Origin of the sequence: Rahnella selenatireducens (assembly GCF_046449555.1) — a bacterium.
Lineage (GTDB): Bacteria > Pseudomonadota > Gammaproteobacteria > Enterobacterales > Enterobacteriaceae > Rahnella > Rahnella selenatireducens.
The window spans coordinates 156881-173111 of record NZ_JBKEZJ010000003.1 but is presented as its reverse complement, the minus strand read 5'-3'; the positions used below and the strand labels follow the sequence as shown (position 1 = coordinate 173111).

Here is a 16231-nt window from a genome sequence, read left to right as displayed (position 1 = left end):
GTCTTTTCACTGCGCGCTACCGCTCGCTGGCTATGTTTCAGGAACTCCGGCTAGTGCCGCAAACGCCGCCGCTACGCGGTGCTCTCACTTCGGGTTCGAACCTACGCGAAAAAAGACTCTCGCCGTTTCTCACCGCTCATTCGACGCCGTTTTGAAAGCGGCTTGAGGCTATGTAATTCGAAAGATTAATGTTGGCTGATTTTTGATTTGCTCCTTCCCCTCTCACGAGGGGAAGGCCGGGATGGGGTGTGGGTTTTAGCGACTCAGTTGCTTGCCAAACCCCCTCCCGGCCTCCCCCTTGGCAGGGGGAGGAGCAAAGCAAAACATTAGTTATGTTAAAAAAAGCTTCTGGCCGCTTTCAGAAAGCTTGCCGCACGAAGTGTTTCGAGACCAATGGCTCGAAACCGAGGAAGGGAACCGCGTAGCGGCAAGATTTCGCGGCAATAACTGTGATACCTGAAACATAGCCAGCAAGCGATAGCGCGTGTTGAAAAAGCGGGGAGAGCTCCAAGAGAGGGAACGCACTTCCCTCTCTTGGTCGGTTTCTGCACGAACGGCTAAGCGATCACATATATTGAAAAACCGAAACTTTCACAATTCTATATTTAACCGGCCCAGCCGCAGGCCCTACTCTTTTATATCCGTCTGATAAAAGACATGTTTCCCAAACGGGTCAATCTCATATCCACTGACTTCCTTACGAACCGGTTCGAAAATCGTCGAGTGCGCGATCATCACGGCAGGTGCCTGATCATGCATCATCTGCTGAGCCTGCTCATAGAGCGCGACACGCTTCGCATGGTCGGTGGTTTCCTTGGCTTCGGTAATCAGCTGGTCGAACGGCGGGTAACACCATTTCGCGGAGTTTGAACCGCCCTTCGCCGCATTACAGGTAAACAGCGGGCCGAAGAAGTTATCCGGGTCACCGTTGGCCGTTGTCCAGCCCATCAGTGCCGCCATATGTTCACCGTTACGGATACGGGTCTGATATTCGCCCCACTCATAGCTGATGATGTGCGCTTTCACGCCAATCTTCGCCCAGTCGGCCTGAATCATCTCCGCCATACGACGCGCATTCGGGTTGTACGGACGCTGAACCGGCATCGCCCACAGATCGATATCAAAACCGTTCGGCATTCCGGCTTCTGCCAGTAATGCTTTGGCTTTTTCCGGCGAATAATCGTAATCCACCAGCTTATCGTTATAACTCCAGACGCCCGTTGGCAGCAGCGTTTTAGCGACCGTTCCGGTGCCGTGGAAAACAGCGTCGATGATTTGCGGCTTATTGATCGCCATGCTCAGCGCCTGACGCACTTTCACATTATCCAGCGGCGGCTTCTGAGTATTGAACGAAAGAAAGCCAGTATTCAGGCCGGATTTGCTCATCAGGTTGATATCTTTGTTGGCACGCAGACGATCAAGATCGGCCGGATTCGGGAACGGCATCACCTGACATTCATTTTTCTCAAGCTTGGCCATGCGCATCGAGGCGTCCGGCGTGATGGTGTACACCAGACGGTCGATTTTAGATTTGCCCTGCCAGTAATCCGGGAACGCTTTGTACAGCAGACGCGTATCTTTCTGGTACTGCACCAGTTCAAACGGACCGGTGCCGATTGGGTTCTGATCCAACTTCTCCGGCGTACCGGCTTTCAGCATCTGATCGGCATATTCTGCCGAGAGGATAGACGCGAAATACCAGGCCAGATCGGCGACAAATGGTGCTTCCGGGCGGGTCAGATTGAAGCGCACGGTATAATCATCCACCCTGTCGATGCTGCCAATCAGATCACCCAGTTTCAGGCTGTCAAAATTCAGATACGTGCCGCCGGAAATTTTATGGTAAGGATTATTTTCGTCTTTCTGACGCATGAACGAGAAGATTACGTCGTCAGCATTAAAGTCGCGGGTCGGCGTGAACAACTTGCTGCTCTGGAATTTCACGCCTTTGCGCAGATGGAACGTGTAGGTTTTTCCGTCCGGGCTGACATCCCAGCGTTCCGCCAGGCTCGGCACCAGTTCCGTCGTGCCGGTTTTGAAATCCACCAGACGGTTATAGATCGGCACGGCGCTGGCATCCACCGAGGTGCCCGAGGTATAAAGTTGCGGGTTGAATTGCTCCGGCGAACCCTCAGAGCAGTAAACCAGCGTTTTCGCCGAAGCGCCGCCGGTGATGGCTAATGCCAGTAAACCTGTGCTTATTTTTACGATGTTGTGTTTCATTCTTTTCCCTATTTTCCCTGTCCGGAGAGTGTTTAGATCTTCTTCATCGTGGAACATAAAGCAAAAACAGATTAACATCTGGATAACACCTAGTAATGCTTTGTTATATATGAAAATCTTATAACAACACACCTTATTGGCGATCATTCAGAGGTCAAGATGTCGACACAAATCGCAAAACAGCTTACCGAACGTTTCTACCGCTATCTCTCCGTGACGTCACAAAGTGACGCCAGCGCGACCACGCTGCCGAGTACGCCGGGGCAGCATGATATGGCGCGTTTACTGGCCGATGAGCTGAATCAGCTCGGTCTGGAAAATATTCAGATTGACGAACACGCGACTGTTACTGCCGTCAAACCGGGCACGAAAAAAGGTGGCCCGCGCATCGGTTTCATTACGCATATTGATACCGTGGATGTGGGCCTGCGCCCGGACATTCACCCGCAAACACTGCGTTTTACCGGCGATGATTTGTGTCTCAATAAAGAACAGGATATTTGGCTGCGTCCCGCGGAAAGGCCTGAGATATCACCGTATCTGGACGAAGAGATTATTTTCAGTGACGGCACCAGCGTACTCGGCGCGGACAATAAAGCAGCCGTCACCGTGGTGATGACGCTGCTGGAAAACCTCGGCGCAGACCAGGAATACGGCGATATCGTGGTGGCATTTGTCCCTGATGAAGAGATCGGTCTGCGCGGCGCAAAAGCGCTGGATCTCGCCCGTTTTGACGTGGATTTCGCTTATACCATTGACTGCTGCGAGCTTGGCGAAGTGGTATACGAAAACTTCAACGCCGCCGCCGCTGAAATTACCTTTACCGGCGTCACCGCGCACCCGATGTCAGCCAAAGGCGTACTGGTGAACCCGCTGCTGATGGCACAGGATTTCATCAGCCATTTCGACCGTGCTGAAACGCCGGAAAACACCGAAGGCCGCGAAGGTTATGTGTGGTTTAACGGCATGAGCGCCTCGCAGCAAGGGGCTAAGCTGAACGCGTCCATCCGCGATTTTGACAGCGCCAGTTTTGCCGCACGTAAGCAGAAGATTCAGGACGTCGCGAAAGACATTGCTACGCAATATCCGGCGGCACAAGTGTCAGTTGAAATCAGCGACACCTACAGCAATATCAGCAGCGCCATCGGCGAAGACCGCCGTGCGATCGATTTGATTTTTGCAGGTCTGAAAGAGATTGGCGTTGAGCCGAAGGTGATCCCGATGCGCGGCGGTACCGATGGCGCAGCGCTGTCAGCGAAAGGTTTACTGACGCCAAACTACTTCACCGGCGCGCATAATTTCCACTCGAAATATGAGTTCCTGCCGGTAAAATCGTTTGTGAAATCCTATGAACTGACCGTGCAGCTTTGCTTGCTGGCCGCAAAAGGCTGATTTTTCTCAGGTAATACCCGCCCCCCATCCAAGCCTTCCCCTCATGAGAGGGGAGGGATAGTAGGGATATTACTTCAGCGCACCGGAAAGGAACTGCTGTAAACGGGCGCTTTTCGGGTTACCGAATACTTCATCAGGGTCGCCCTGCTCTTCGATAACACCCTGATGCAGGAAAATCACATGGCTGGAAACGTGGCGGGCAAATTCCATTTCGTGCGTGACCACCACCATGGTTTTCCCCTCTTCCGCCAGTTTTTGCATGATACGCAACACCTCCCCCACCAGTTCAGGGTCAAGCGCTGACGTCGGTTCATCGAACAGCAACACTTCCGGCTCCATCGCCAGCGCACGCGCGATAGACACGCGCTGTTGCTGACCGCCTGACAGATTTACCGGATATTTTCCCTGCGCACGGGCGTCGATACCCACTTTATCGAGGTATTTCACCGCACGTTCACGCGCTTCGGCTTTGCTTAATCCCAGCACCTGAACCGGCGCTTCCATAACGTTTTCCAGCACCGTCATGTGGCTCCACAGGTTGAAATGCTGAAAGACCATCGTCAGTTTGGTGCGCAGCAGTTGCAGCTGTTTTTTGTCGAAGACTTTCAGTTGCCCGTCGGTGTCGCGCACCATACGGATATCCTGATTATTGACGCTGATGGAACCTTCACTCGGTTTTTCCAGGAAGTTAATGCAGCGCAAAAAGGTACTTTTTCCGGAACCGGACGAGCCGATAATGCTGATGACATCGCCCGCATTCGCAGACAAAGACACGCCTTTCAGCACTTCGTGGTCACCGTAGCGTTTGTGTAAGTCGAGAACCGCTAATTTGTTTTCTGGCATAATATTTATATCCGCAATGGTTATTTTTATCAGTGGCTTGACTGAGGTTTCACATGCGCCAGCCAGCGTTTTTCCGCCTTGCGGAACAGACCAATCAGGACAAAGGAGACACAAAGATAAATCACCGCCGCAATCCCGAATGCGTAGAAAGGCTGATAGGTTGCAGAGTTAATATCACGGGCGATTTTCAGCACATCCGGCACCGTGGCGGTAAAGGCAAGCGCGGTGGAATGCAGCATAAGAATCACTTCGTTACTGTACGCCGGCAGCGCGGTGCGCAGAGCCGACGGCAAAATAATGCAGGTGTACAGTTTAAAGCGTGAGAAACCATAGGCATTGGCCGCCTCAATTTCACCGTGCGGAACAGAACGGATCGCCCCGGCAAAAATCTCCGTGGTATAAGCACAGGTATTGAGCGTCAACGCGAGGATCGTACAGTTCAGGCCGCTGCGGAAAAACGCATTCAGGAAATCCGTACCGCGCACGATTTCCAGGCTGTACATGCCGGAGTAAAACACCAGCAACTGAACGTACAGCGGCGTTCCGCGGAAGACATAGGTATAAAGCCAGATCGGATAGCGAAGGAATTTGTTGGAGGAAACACGGCCAACCGCCATCGGCACCGCCAGTAATCCGCCCATCACGACGGAGCTTATTAACAGCCACAGCGTAATCGCCAGGCCGGTAAAACGGTAACCGTCGCTGTACAGCAAGGACATGCCGTATTGTTGTAAAATTTCGATCATAGGTCCGCCCTCTTCACACCCAGCGAATAACGGCGATCAAGCCAGACCAGCACGCCGTTCGACAGCGTGGTGAAAATCAGATAAACCACACCTGCAACAATCGCGAAGTAGAAAGGCTGATACGTACCTTTGCCTGCCAGTTGCGTCGCTTTCACCACGTCATTGAGGCCGAGCAGGGATACCAGCGCGGTGGCTTTCAAAATAACCTGCCAGTTGTTGGCAATTCCGGGCAGCGCAAAACGCATCATGGCCGGGAATAAAATACGACGAAAAATTTGCGGGCCGCTGAAACCAAACGCCGTCGCCGCTTCAATCTGACCGCGAGGAACCGCCATAAAAGCACCGCGGAACGTCTCGGTAAAATAGGCGCCGTAAATAAAGCCCAGCGTAATAATACCCGCGCTCATAGGATCGATATCAATCTGAGAAAAACCGAGGGATTCAGTCAGGCTGTTAAGCGCAATCTGCAATCCGTAGAAAATGAGCAACATCAACACCAGGTCAGGGACGCCGCGAATAAGCGTGGTGTAACAACCAAAAATACCCGAAATAACCCGGCTTTTTGACAGTTTCCCGCCAGCCCCGATAAGCCCGATCACCAACGCTAAAATCACTGACGAAATCGCCAGTTCCAGTGTCACCAATGTGCCCTGGATAATTACCTGGGAATACCCATACAGCATGTATTTGTCCTGTCTTCAGTGGATCCCGGCGCTGGTTACGCTAACCCTGCGTCAGAACCGCAGGGAGCGGCGAACCGCTCCCTTTGGCACATCTCACAGCGCAAATCAGCCGCCGTAAACGTCAAAATCGAAGTATTTTTTGGCCAGTTTGTCGTAAGTGCCGTCTTTACGCATGCTGTCGAACGCTTTGTTCAGCGCAGCCTGCAAATCGGTCTCGTTCTTACGCAGACCCATACCTGTACCCACACCGAAGAATTTATCGTCTTTCACGGAAGGACCCGCGAATGCGTAATCTTTACCAGCAGCCTGTTTCAGGAAGCCTTCACTGCCTGCCACTTCATCCTGGAAAGCCACATCCAGACGACCCGAAGCCAGATCGGCGTAAATCAGATCCTGGTTCTGGTAAGCCACCACGTTGATGCCTTTTGGCTGCCACATTGCGTTGGCATAGGCTTCCTGAGTAGAACCTTGCAGAACACCGACGTTTTTGCCTTTCAGCGCGTCCAGTGTTGGCAGAATTTTAGAACCTTTTGGCGCGATCAGACGGGCGTTAGCCGCGTACAGTTTTTCGGTGAAATCAATTTCCTGCTGACGTTTTTCAGTGATCGACAGGGAAGAGATAATCGCATCAATTTTCTTCGCTTTCAGAGAAGGGATCAGCGCATCAAAGTCACTTTCAACGTAAGTACATTTGATAGCCGCACGTTTACACATCTCGTTAGCCAGGTCGATATCAAAACCTACCAGCTTGCCGCTGGAGTCTTTTGATTCAAATGGGGCGTAAGTCGGATCAGTACCGATATTAATTGCTTTAGGCGCGGCAGCAAATGCACTACCTGCACTGGCTAAGACCAGAACCAGCGGAAGAACCTTGAACAACTTTTTCATACATTAGCCTCAGTGATTATTCATCTGTTGTGGTTGTGTGTGCGTGAATGAACGTCTTTTTATAGTTTGCTGAACGGCGCAAATGGCTTTTTGCCAGGTTTTCTCATGCACGTTCCGTGCCGTTTCTCCGTAAGGTGATTTTCATCTCATGAAGAACGAAAACCGTTCAAAAAAGCATCGGGATAATGAAAGTTTTCAAAGGTCTGAAGGAAGGATAGCTGAAGCGCCCGCGAACACTGCACCTTAATGAATCAAATTGTGATCATTGTTGGTGCAATGTAACGGTATTGCGCAAAAGAGGTGCGTAACGCGGTGAGAAAGTTTAGTGACTGCCCTGCCATCGAACAAATAAGTCTTCCGGAAGCTCGATATCAAACTGGTCGATCACCCGGTTGACGGTCTGATCGATGATAGCTTCCACGGTTGCCGGCCGATGATAAAACGCCGGTACCGGCGGCATAATAATCGCGCCCAGTTCGGCGGCTTGTGTCATCAGCCGTAAGTGCCCCAGATGCAGCGGTGTTTCACGCACGCAAAGTACCAGACGACGCCTTTCCTTGAGCACAACATCCGCCGCGCGCGTCAGTAAACCGTCGGTATAACTGTTCACAATGCCGGAGAGGGTTTTGACCGAACAAGGCAAAATCACCATGCCGGTGGTTTTAAATGAGCCGGAGGAAATACTGGCGGCAATATCGCGGGAATCATGCACCACGTCGGCCAGCGCCTGAACATCGCGCAGTGTCAGATCCGTTTCCAGCGTCAGCGTCTGTCGGGCGGCGTTGCTCATCACCAGATGAGTTTCGATATCTGGCACGCTTTGCAGAACCTGCAATAACCGGACGCCATAAATCGCACCGCTGGCGCCGGAAATACCGACAATAAATCGTTTCATAAACACTGCCTCTGAAATTTCGCGCGAAACAATCAATATGAATGAACCCATCAATATGAATCAGTATACACGCCGGAGAATGGGTCTGACTTTGCCGGAATGCAGGGGAATTGGCAACCTTAAGGCGCGGGAATTGGGGCGGGGAAACGGGCGGAGTGAACAATAATAACGCGCCCGCCCGGCCTTTCAGCCTGAGCGGGCGCATTTTAAGGGGTTTAGCCTTCGTTATGCATTTCGAGGTTTTCAGCTTCCTGCTGTCCGCGCAATGCCTGAGCATCATCGTTGCGCAGCGCTTCGAGGTATTCCAGATAGTCCTGGTCAACGTCTTTGGTGACGTAAATACCGTCGAATACCGAACACTCAAATTTCTCGATGTCAGTATTATCTTCTTTCACTGCGGCGATAAGGTCACTCAGATCCTGGAAGATTAACGCATCGGCACCAATGATCTGATTAATTTCGCTGACTTCGCGACCGTGTGCAATCAGTTCATTAGCGCTTGGCATATCGATACCGTAAACGTTCGGGAAACGAATTTCCGGCGCCGCAGAGGCCAGATAAACGCGTCGCGCACCGGCTTCACGCGCCATCTCAACAATCTGCTGAGAGGTGGTGCCGCGCACGATGGAGTCATCGACCAGCAGAACGTTTTTATCACGGAACTCAGCGCGGTTAGCGTTCAGTTTACGACGTACAGATTTACGGCGTTCCTGCTGTCCCGGCATGATAAAGGTACGGCCTACATAGCGGTTTTTCACAAAACCCTGACGGTACGGTTTATCCAGAATACGCGCGATTTCCAGCGCGATATCGCAGGAGGTTTCCGGGATCGGAATAACCACATCGATATCCAGATCTTCCCATTCGCGGGCAATTTTCGCGCCCAGCTTTTCACCCATACGAACACGGGCGCTGTAGACGGAAATTTTGTCGATGAATGAGTCAGGGCGTGCGAAATACACGTACTCGAACAAGCATGGGTTGTACTGCGGATCCTCAGCACACATGCGGGTAAACAGCTGGCCTTTCTCGGTGATGTACACCGCTTCGCCCGGCGCGACATCACGCAGGAACTCAAAGCCCAGCGTATCAAGCGCCACGCTCTCAGACGCAACCATGTACTCGTTGCGGCCATCTTCCAGCGTACGTTTACCGATAACCAGCGGACGGATACCGTGCGGATCACGGAACGCCAGCATGCCATGGCCGATGATCATCGCCACGCAGGCATAAGCACCACGAATTTTCAGGTTCACGGCAGCCACAGCGGCAAAAATGTTGTCGGCTTCCAGCGGGTAATGCTGGAAACGGTCCAGTTCGCTCGCCAGGATATTGAGCAGAATTTCAGAATCGGAAGTCGTGTTCACATGACGGCGCTGGCCTTCGAACAGGTTGCTTCTCAATTCGTGAGCATTAGTCAGGTTACCGTTGTGGGCGAGTGTGATGCCGAACGGAGAGTTGACGTAGAAAGGTTGAGCTTCTGAGGCACTGGAACTGCCAGCCGTTGGATAGCGAACATGGCCGATACCCATGTTGCCTTGTAAGCGTTGCATATGGCGGGCTTCAAACACATCTTTCACCAGGCCATTGGCTTTCCGTAAACGGAAATTGTTATTGGCATCGATGGTGGTGATGCCAGCAGCATCCTGCCCACGGTGTTGTAACACCGTTAACGCGTCATAAATCGACTGGTTTACCGGCATGAAACCGGCGATACCGACAATACCGCACATGTTGTCTTTTCCTCTTCAGCGCTGCCAGAACTAAATATGTTTTGGCAAGAAACTCGACGTGCTCTGCAGGTAGTCAAAGAACCACCTGATGATATAACTGAACTGTGGGATCAACTGGGATTGTTTCCAGTCGTCACTTTGCGAAAAACTGGTGAAGGTATCCAGGAAGAACAGCATCGCGGAGACGATAAGTACACCGCGCAGTGCGCCGAAACACACACCTAACACCCTGTCAGTGCCGGACAACCCGGTTTTTTCAACCAGTGAACTGATCACATAGTTGACAATTGCACCTACGATCAACGTCGCGATGAACAAGATGGCAATTGCGATCCCGTTTCGAACTAACTCATCTTCGAAACGCGTGAAGTAGATGGCGAGATACGGGTAATAATGACTGGCTACAAAGAAGGCGCAAGCCCAGGTAACCAGTGATAAAGCCTCGCGAACAAAGCCACGGATTAAACTGACTAAAGCAGAAAATCCGATAACCGCAATGATGACGTAATCAATCCAGACCATTAACAATTCCAGTGTCTAATCTAGTCGCGTCTACCCCGGCATCCAAATCGCTGCGAATTCTAACAGAAAAAGAAAACGTTTGCGTAGCGGAAATCAGCCGGTCAGACAAATTAATAATAGCGATTAAAAAAACCTCAACCGCAGCATAAACCTATAAAATCCCAACCCGGCGATCTTATAGAAAAAGGGCACAAATCGCTTGTGCCCTCCCTGGTATTTTTTGTGTTTTTAGTGCCTTCCGGCCTCCCCCTTCGTAGAGGGAGGAGTAAGATCAGTGCGCCGAATAAGCGCGCACCTGTCCGTCTAACCCGCTAAGCTGGTGCAGCTGAGGGAGAGAAGCTTCCAGTTTTTGTTTTGACGCATCCGGGCCCACATAAAGCCGCGTGATTTGCCCCTGCACCGGCGTCGCCGGAACAGAATAAGAACGGAACCCGGAAAGCCGCAGAGTCGCAACAATCTCGGTCGCTTTGGCTGCATTTTTCAATGCGCCGAGCTGCACAACATAAGACTGACCCGCTGGTGCTTTTTCTTCCGGCGCAGGCTTAGGCTGTTCCACCACTTTCGGTTGTTCAACCGGTTTCGGCTGTTCAGCGACGACCTTCGGTTGTTCTGCCAGCTTCGGCTGTTCGACCGGTTTCGGTTTCACCACCGGTTTCGCTTCCGCCAGCGGTTTAGGTTCAGTCACTTTCGGTTTCTGAGGAGCAGGTTTAACCTGAGCCGGTTTAACTGGCGCTGTTTGCACCGGCTTCTTCTGTTCAGGCAGCGTCGTGACCGGCGGTGCTTCGACCGTCGTATTCCCCGGCGCTACGTTGCCATGATTGGCGGCATTAGTATTGGTCGCCGCATTATCGATGTCCTGCGCGCCGTTCATGGCCTGATTTGCGCCTTCCGGCGGCTGAGCAGGCAATGATTGCGTCACAGGTGGGATGGAATCCTGTTCTTCAACATCACCCGGTTTTGGCACCAATGGAATAGACGCAAATTCGTCTTCGTAATGCTTTTTCTTGCCGTCGAGTAAACCGGGCAAAATGATCACGCCCAGCGCCACCAGAATGACCGTCCCGACCAGACGATTTTGAAACTTACTTGCCACTGGTTTTCCCCGTGTCGATAGCATCCATTACGTGAGCTACGGTGTGGAACGAACCGCAGACAATCACAATATCCTGAGGAGCCGCCTCCTGCATAGCCTGTCTCCAGGCAGACTCCACATCATCAAACCGGTGCGCCTGAGGCAGGTGCGAGGCCAGCTCTTCAACGCTGGCGCCACGTGGCCCTTCCAGCGGTGCGCAATACCATTCATCCACCTGAGGCGAAAGACAAGCCAGCGTACCGGCAATATCTTTGTCTTTCAACATTCCCACTACCGCACGCACTTTTCCACCATTACGTGGCTGTTCAGCCAGGCGTCCGGCCAGATAAGCCGCGGCGTGCGGGTTGTGCGCCACATCGAGGATCAGGCGCGGCGATTCACTCACCGTCTGGAAACGGCCCGGCAGTGCAGCATGCTGTAAGCCATTGCGTAACGCCTCTTCAGGAATATCCAGCGTCGAATAATGCAGCGCGGCCAGCGCCGTCGCGGCATTTGGCAACGGGACATTCGGCAGCGGTAATCCGTCCAGTATGGTGACTTCTTCGCCATCCTGCAAAGCCGTCCAGCGCCAATTTCCGGCGTTTGCCGCGAAATTCCAGCTCTCACCCCGGCGGTATAAATCTGCGTGTTTCTCTTTTGCTACATCGGCAATAGATTGCGGCATATCCGGCTCACCGACTACGGCTGGCGTGCCTGAGCGGAAAATACCGGCTTTCTCGCGGCCAATGCTCTCGCGATCGGAGCCCAACCAGTCAGTGTGATCCAGCGCGATGCTGGTAACGACCGATACGTCCGCATCGACAATGTTCGTCGCATCCAGACGTCCGCCCAGCCCGACTTCGAGGATAACAATATCCAGCTTCGCCTGTTTGAACAGCTGCAATGCGGACAGCGTGCCGAACTCGAAATAGGTCAGGGAGATATCACCCCGTCCGGCTTCCAGCAGCGCAAAAGAGGCGCAGTGTGCAGACTCAGGCAACTCTTCGCCCTGAATACGGACACGCTCGGTATAGCGGACAAGGTGCGGGGAACTGTAAACGCCCACACGGTAGCCCGCGGCCATCAGGATGGCTTCCAGCGTCGCACAGGTGGTGCCTTTTCCGTTGGTTCCTGCGACGGTAAAGACGCGTGGCGCAGGTGTCAGTAAATCAAGTTTTGTCGCCACCGCGTTGACCCGGTCAAGGCCAAGCTCGATAGCCTGAGAGTGGAGGTTTTCAAGATAATAAAGCCACGTGGCCAAAGGCGACGTGGCTTGAGGGATAAGTTGATTTTGCATGAGTCCCGTTCAACCTGAGTTAGGTTCACTTCGACACTACATCACCAGACTGTGATAGCAGGCAATGCCCTCTTTGTCAGAACTGACGAAGAGTAAAAGCACAGCCAGGAGGTGCCGGGCGGCATAACACAGGTTACCGCCCGAAAAGCTGACCGGCTTTTACCTCGTCCGATCAGGCATCCTGATGATGGTCAGCGGCAGAACCGTCGACAGCAGAATGGACGTCAGACACATTCGGCTCCGGTTGCCCGGTCAGTTTCGCCAGAACGCTGCCCAGCTTGGCGCGCATGTCCGGACGACGCACGATCATATCAATCGCGCCTTTCTCAATCAGGAATTCACTGCGCTGGAAGCCCGGCGGCAGCTTTTCACGAACAGTCTGCTCGATAACGCGTGGACCGGCGAAGCCGATCAGCGCTTTCGGCTCAGCGACGTTGATGTCACCCAGCATGGCCAGGCTGGCGGAAACGCCACCCATGGTCGGGTCAGTCAGTACAGAAATGTACGGCAGACCGCGTTCCTGCAATTTCGCCAACGCTGCACTGGTTTTTGCCATCTGCATCAGCGACATCAGCGCTTCCTGCATACGCGCACCGCCACTGGCAGAGAAGCACACCAGCGGGCAGTTGTCTTCCATCGCCTGCTCTACGGCACGCACAAAGCGAGCGCCAACGACCGACGCCATTGAACCGCCCATGAAGGCAAATTCAAAAGAAGCCACTACGATTGGCATACCAAACAGCGTGCCTTTCATGACGATCAGGGCGTCTTTTTCGTTGGTTTCTTTCTGTGCAGCAACCAGACGATCTTTGTATTTTTTGGAATCTTTAAACTTCAGAACATCTTTAGGCTCAAGCTCGCTGCCTAATTCAACCTCACTACCCTCGTCCATGAAAGTGGACAGACGCATACGCGCGGTAAGACGCATATGGTGGTCGCACTTAGGGCAAACCATGAGGTTGCGCTCAAGCTCGGCGCGGTAAAGAACCTGTCCGCAGCTGTCACATTTAGTCCAGACGCCCTCAGGAATACTTGCCTTACGGGTTTGCGAGTCAGTGCTCTTACTAAGAATTCGTTCAATCCAGCTCATCGATAACCTTTCTGTTTGAACCCGGCCGAAGCCAGTCCGCTGTTCATGCTGTAACAAGTCCCCTGAAACCTACCCAAATACGCCTGCACACGGAGTGTCAAAAAACCTTACACACCGCATCGCAGAAGGGTTGTTCGCAGGAACAGACCATAAATTGTCGCTCATTAAACCATAACGGCCAGACACTGTGGATAAAAAACTGGTCTACCCTCTGGTTTAATGTCTTAAATTTTAACGTGCTTGCGCAAAAAATCGCCGCAGTTTAATCCTGCTGACGCTTTTCTTTCGCCGCTGCGCGTTTGTGCCGCCAGATTTCTACCACGCCCGGCAGAATCGAAACCACGATGATCGCGACGATCAGCAATTTCAGATTTTCCTGAACGATGGGCAGATCGCCAAACAGGTAGCCCGCGTAAGTAAACAGCAGCACCCAAATCAGCGCACCAATCACGTTATACGCTGCAAAGTGGCGGTAGGACATATGCCCCATACCGGCCACAAACGGCGCAAACGTACGGACGATCGGCACGAAGCGCGCAAGAATAATCGTTTTGCCACCATGTTTCTCGTAAAACTTGTGCGTTTTATCTAAATAACTGCGACGGAAAATTTTCGAATCCGGATTGCTGAACAGCCGTTCACCAAACACCCGTCCGATAGTGTAGTTCACCGCATCGCCGAGGATCGCCGCAATGGCCATGAGCAACACCATCACGTGTACGTTAATGTCATTACTCGGCAATGCCGCCAGCGCGCCCGCCACAAACAGCAGCGAATCACCCGGTAAAAACGGTGTCACCACCAGACCCGTTTCACAAAACAGGATCAGGAACAAAATCCCGTAAACCCAGATGCCGTACTGCGCAACCAGCTCCGCTAAATGCACATCAATATGAAGAATAAAATCAATAATAAAGTGGATAAAACTCATTTGATTTACCGTCCCATGTGTTCTTTAAAACGTGGCGTAAAAATCACGTGTACTGTTCCCTAATCTTCCAGGAACAAGGGGCCCATATTGACCTGAGGTAATGCAAATTTCTCAGGGTAATCAACAGATACCAGATACAACCCTTCCGGTTTGCCGGTCGCCGCAGCCAGATTGCGATCTTTCGCTGCCAGCAATTCTGCCATCCAGCCCACCGGCTGATTTCCGGCACCAATCTCGACCAGGCTGCCGACAATATTTCTCACCATATGATGCACAAAGGCATTCGCCTTGATATCCACCACCACGTAATTGCCGTGGCGGCTGACATTCAGATGCATCACATAGCGCCACGGCGTACGCGACTGGCACTGTGACGCACGGAACGACGTAAAATCGTTTTCCCCGAGCAATGCCTGCCCGGCGAGCTGCATCTTTTCGACATCCAGCGGCATGTGGACATGCGTCACACCGGTATGCAAAATCGCCGAACGGTAGCGATTATTGTAAATCACGTAACGATAACGGCGTGCGGTGGCGCTAAAACGTGCATGAAAATCGTCAGGAACACTGGCACACCAGCGCACGGCAATATCTTTCGGCAGATGGGTATTAACGCCCATTGTCCATGCCGCATCTTTGCGCAAAACCGGCGTATCGAAATGCACCACCTGCCCGGTGGCACTGACACCTGCATCGGTACGTCCCGCGCAGAGCACCACAATCGGCGCATTTGCCACGCGGCTCAGGGCTTTTTCCAGACATTCCTGGACACTCGCCGCGCCCTGCTGTCTCTGCCAGCCGTAATATTCACTGCCGTTGTACTCAATGCCTAACGCCACGCGCCCCGCAATAACCGGAGCCAAGACGTCAGCAATTACATCATCGGACATTATCAGTACCAGTATTCGTTAATCAGTTTTTCTGCGGTCTCAACCGCCATCAGGGCACCGCCGAAACGCACGTTGTCTGCCACTGACCAGAATTGCAGTAATTCAGGCACGCCGTAGTCATTGCGGATACAACCGATGCTCAGGTTCGCGTTACCGGAAGCGTCGCTGACCTGTGTCGGGAAATCATCTTCTTCGCTGAGGCTGATATCATCGATACGTTCGAGCTCAGTACGCGCCTCTTCCGCAGACAGCGGACGCAAACCTTCGAGATGCACAACCTGCGCATGACCGTAAAATACCGGTGACTGCACGCAGCTGACGGAAATTGGCAGGCCGTCATTTTGCAGAACTTTGCGAACCTGATCGACCAGACGACGTTCCTGAAGAACGCTGCCCTCTTCGTCGCTCACCAGCGGCAACAGGTTAAACGCCAGTTGCTTAGTGAAAATGCCTTCTTCTGCCGGGATACCGTTGAGCAGACGGGCGCTTTGCCCGGCCAGATCGTCCACGGCGGCTTTACCCAACGCGGAAACGGACAGCAGAGAAGTAACATGCAGACGGGCAAGTCCGGCCTGTTCGGTCAGCGGCTTGATCGCCGTCAGAAGCTGGCTGGTCAGGCTGTCGGCAACCGCCACGATATTACGGTTACGGTAATGGGATAGCGCATCCGGGTTTACGCCCGGCACCACCAGCGGAATATCATTTTCTAGGGAGAACAGACCGCTGCTGTCAATCACCAGACAACCCTGATTGGCGGCTTCTTCGGCATATAACGTTGAGGCTTCGGTACCGGCAACAAAGAACGCCAGCTGAACCTGTGACCAGTCAAACTCGGATGCCAGCTGCACGCGCAGGCTTTTGCCATTAAAGCGCACGGTCTGACCCGCACTGCGGTCGCTGGCCAGCGGAAAGAGCTCACCAACCGGGAACTGACGATCAGCCAATAATTCCAGTAACGCATCACCGACTGCGCCCGTCGCGCCAAGCAGCGCAATATTCCAGCCATCAGACATGTTGGTTTTCTCC

15 protein-coding genes are annotated in these 16231 nt (G+C 52.8%); 1 reads left to right on the top strand and 14 read right to left on the bottom strand.

What is annotated here, in order from left to right; translation table 11 throughout:
• Positions 1-627 precede the first annotated feature (627 nt).
• The gene (locus ACLBVC_RS06640) at positions 628-2223 is read right to left on the bottom strand and encodes an ABC transporter substrate-binding protein (protein ID WP_410148982.1); all 1596 of its coding nucleotides are present in this window, start codon (positions 2221-2223) and stop codon (positions 628-630) included.
• Between the two features lie 159 nt (positions 2224-2382).
• On the opposite strand from ACLBVC_RS06640, the gene pepT reads away from it, so the two are divergent.
• Positions 2383-3615: a peptidase T gene (gene pepT / locus ACLBVC_RS06635; protein WP_410148981.1), complete on the top strand. Its 1233-nt coding sequence runs from the start codon at positions 2383-2385 to the stop codon at positions 3613-3615.
• A gap of 69 nt (positions 3616-3684) precedes the next feature.
• Here pepT and hisP read toward each other — a convergent pair whose 3' ends face one another.
• From hisP to ACLBVC_RS06570, 13 genes are all read right to left on the bottom strand, one after another.
• Positions 3685-4458 (bottom strand): histidine ABC transporter ATP-binding protein HisP, encoded by a 774-nt coding sequence (gene hisP / locus ACLBVC_RS06630; RefSeq protein WP_152324387.1) that lies wholly within the window; start codon positions 4456-4458, stop codon positions 3685-3687.
• Positions 4459-4487: 29 nt separating this feature from the next.
• Positions 4488-5204: an ABC transporter permease gene (locus tag ACLBVC_RS06625; protein ID WP_152324388.1), complete on the bottom strand. Its 717-nt coding sequence runs from the start codon at positions 5202-5204 to the stop codon at positions 4488-4490.
• Positions 5201-5887 carry a histidine ABC transporter permease HisQ gene (locus ACLBVC_RS06620; protein WP_410148980.1) on the bottom strand — a complete coding sequence of 229 codons (687 nt, stop codon included), beginning with the start codon at positions 5885-5887 and terminating at the stop codon, positions 5201-5203. The genes ACLBVC_RS06625 and ACLBVC_RS06620 overlap by 4 nt, the downstream gene beginning before the upstream one ends.
• 105 nt (positions 5888-5992) lie before the next feature.
• Positions 5993-6775, bottom strand: a complete 783-nt coding sequence (gene argT / locus ACLBVC_RS06615) for a lysine/arginine/ornithine ABC transporter substrate-binding protein ArgT (RefSeq protein WP_101076128.1) — start codon at positions 6773-6775, stop codon at positions 5993-5995.
• Between the two features lie 322 nt (positions 6776-7097).
• Entirely contained in the window at positions 7098-7670 is a 573-nt protein-coding gene (locus ACLBVC_RS06610; protein WP_410148979.1) for a UbiX family flavin prenyltransferase, read from the bottom strand.
• Positions 7671-7885: 215 nt separating this feature from the next.
• Positions 7886-9403, bottom strand: a complete 1518-nt coding sequence (gene purF / locus ACLBVC_RS06605) for an amidophosphoribosyltransferase (RefSeq protein ID WP_410148978.1) — start codon at positions 9401-9403, stop codon at positions 7886-7888.
• Positions 9404-9433: 30 nt separating this feature from the next.
• Positions 9434-9925 (bottom strand): colicin V production protein, encoded by a 492-nt coding sequence (gene cvpA / locus ACLBVC_RS06600; protein WP_104921249.1) that lies wholly within the window; start codon positions 9923-9925, stop codon positions 9434-9436.
• A 271-nt stretch (positions 9926-10196) separates the two neighbouring features.
• Positions 10197-11018, bottom strand: coding sequence for a cell division protein DedD (dedD, locus tag ACLBVC_RS06595; protein WP_410148977.1), 822 nt, complete (start codon positions 11016-11018; stop codon positions 10197-10199).
• Positions 11008-12294 (bottom strand): bifunctional tetrahydrofolate synthase/dihydrofolate synthase, encoded by a 1287-nt coding sequence (gene folC / locus ACLBVC_RS06590; protein WP_410148976.1) that lies wholly within the window; start codon positions 12292-12294, stop codon positions 11008-11010. The genes dedD and folC overlap by 11 nt, the downstream gene beginning before the upstream one ends.
• Positions 12295-12466: 172 nt before the next feature.
• Positions 12467-13384 carry an acetyl-CoA carboxylase, carboxyltransferase subunit beta gene (gene accD / locus ACLBVC_RS06585; protein ID WP_410148975.1) on the bottom strand — a complete coding sequence of 306 codons (918 nt, stop codon included), beginning with the start codon at positions 13382-13384 and terminating at the stop codon, positions 12467-12469.
• 262 nt (positions 13385-13646) lie between these two features.
• The gene (locus ACLBVC_RS06580) at positions 13647-14315 is read right to left on the bottom strand and encodes a DedA family protein (protein ID WP_195816384.1); all 669 of its coding nucleotides are present in this window, start codon (positions 14313-14315) and stop codon (positions 13647-13649) included.
• 59 nt (positions 14316-14374) lie between these two features.
• Positions 14375-15205, bottom strand: a complete 831-nt coding sequence (truA, locus tag ACLBVC_RS06575; protein ID WP_410148974.1) for a tRNA pseudouridine(38-40) synthase TruA — start codon at positions 15203-15205, stop codon at positions 14375-14377.
• A gap of 2 nt (positions 15206-15207) precedes the next feature.
• Positions 15208-16218, bottom strand: coding sequence for an aspartate-semialdehyde dehydrogenase (locus ACLBVC_RS06570; protein ID WP_195816386.1), 1011 nt, complete (start codon positions 16216-16218; stop codon positions 15208-15210).
• Positions 16219-16231 lie beyond the last annotated feature (13 nt).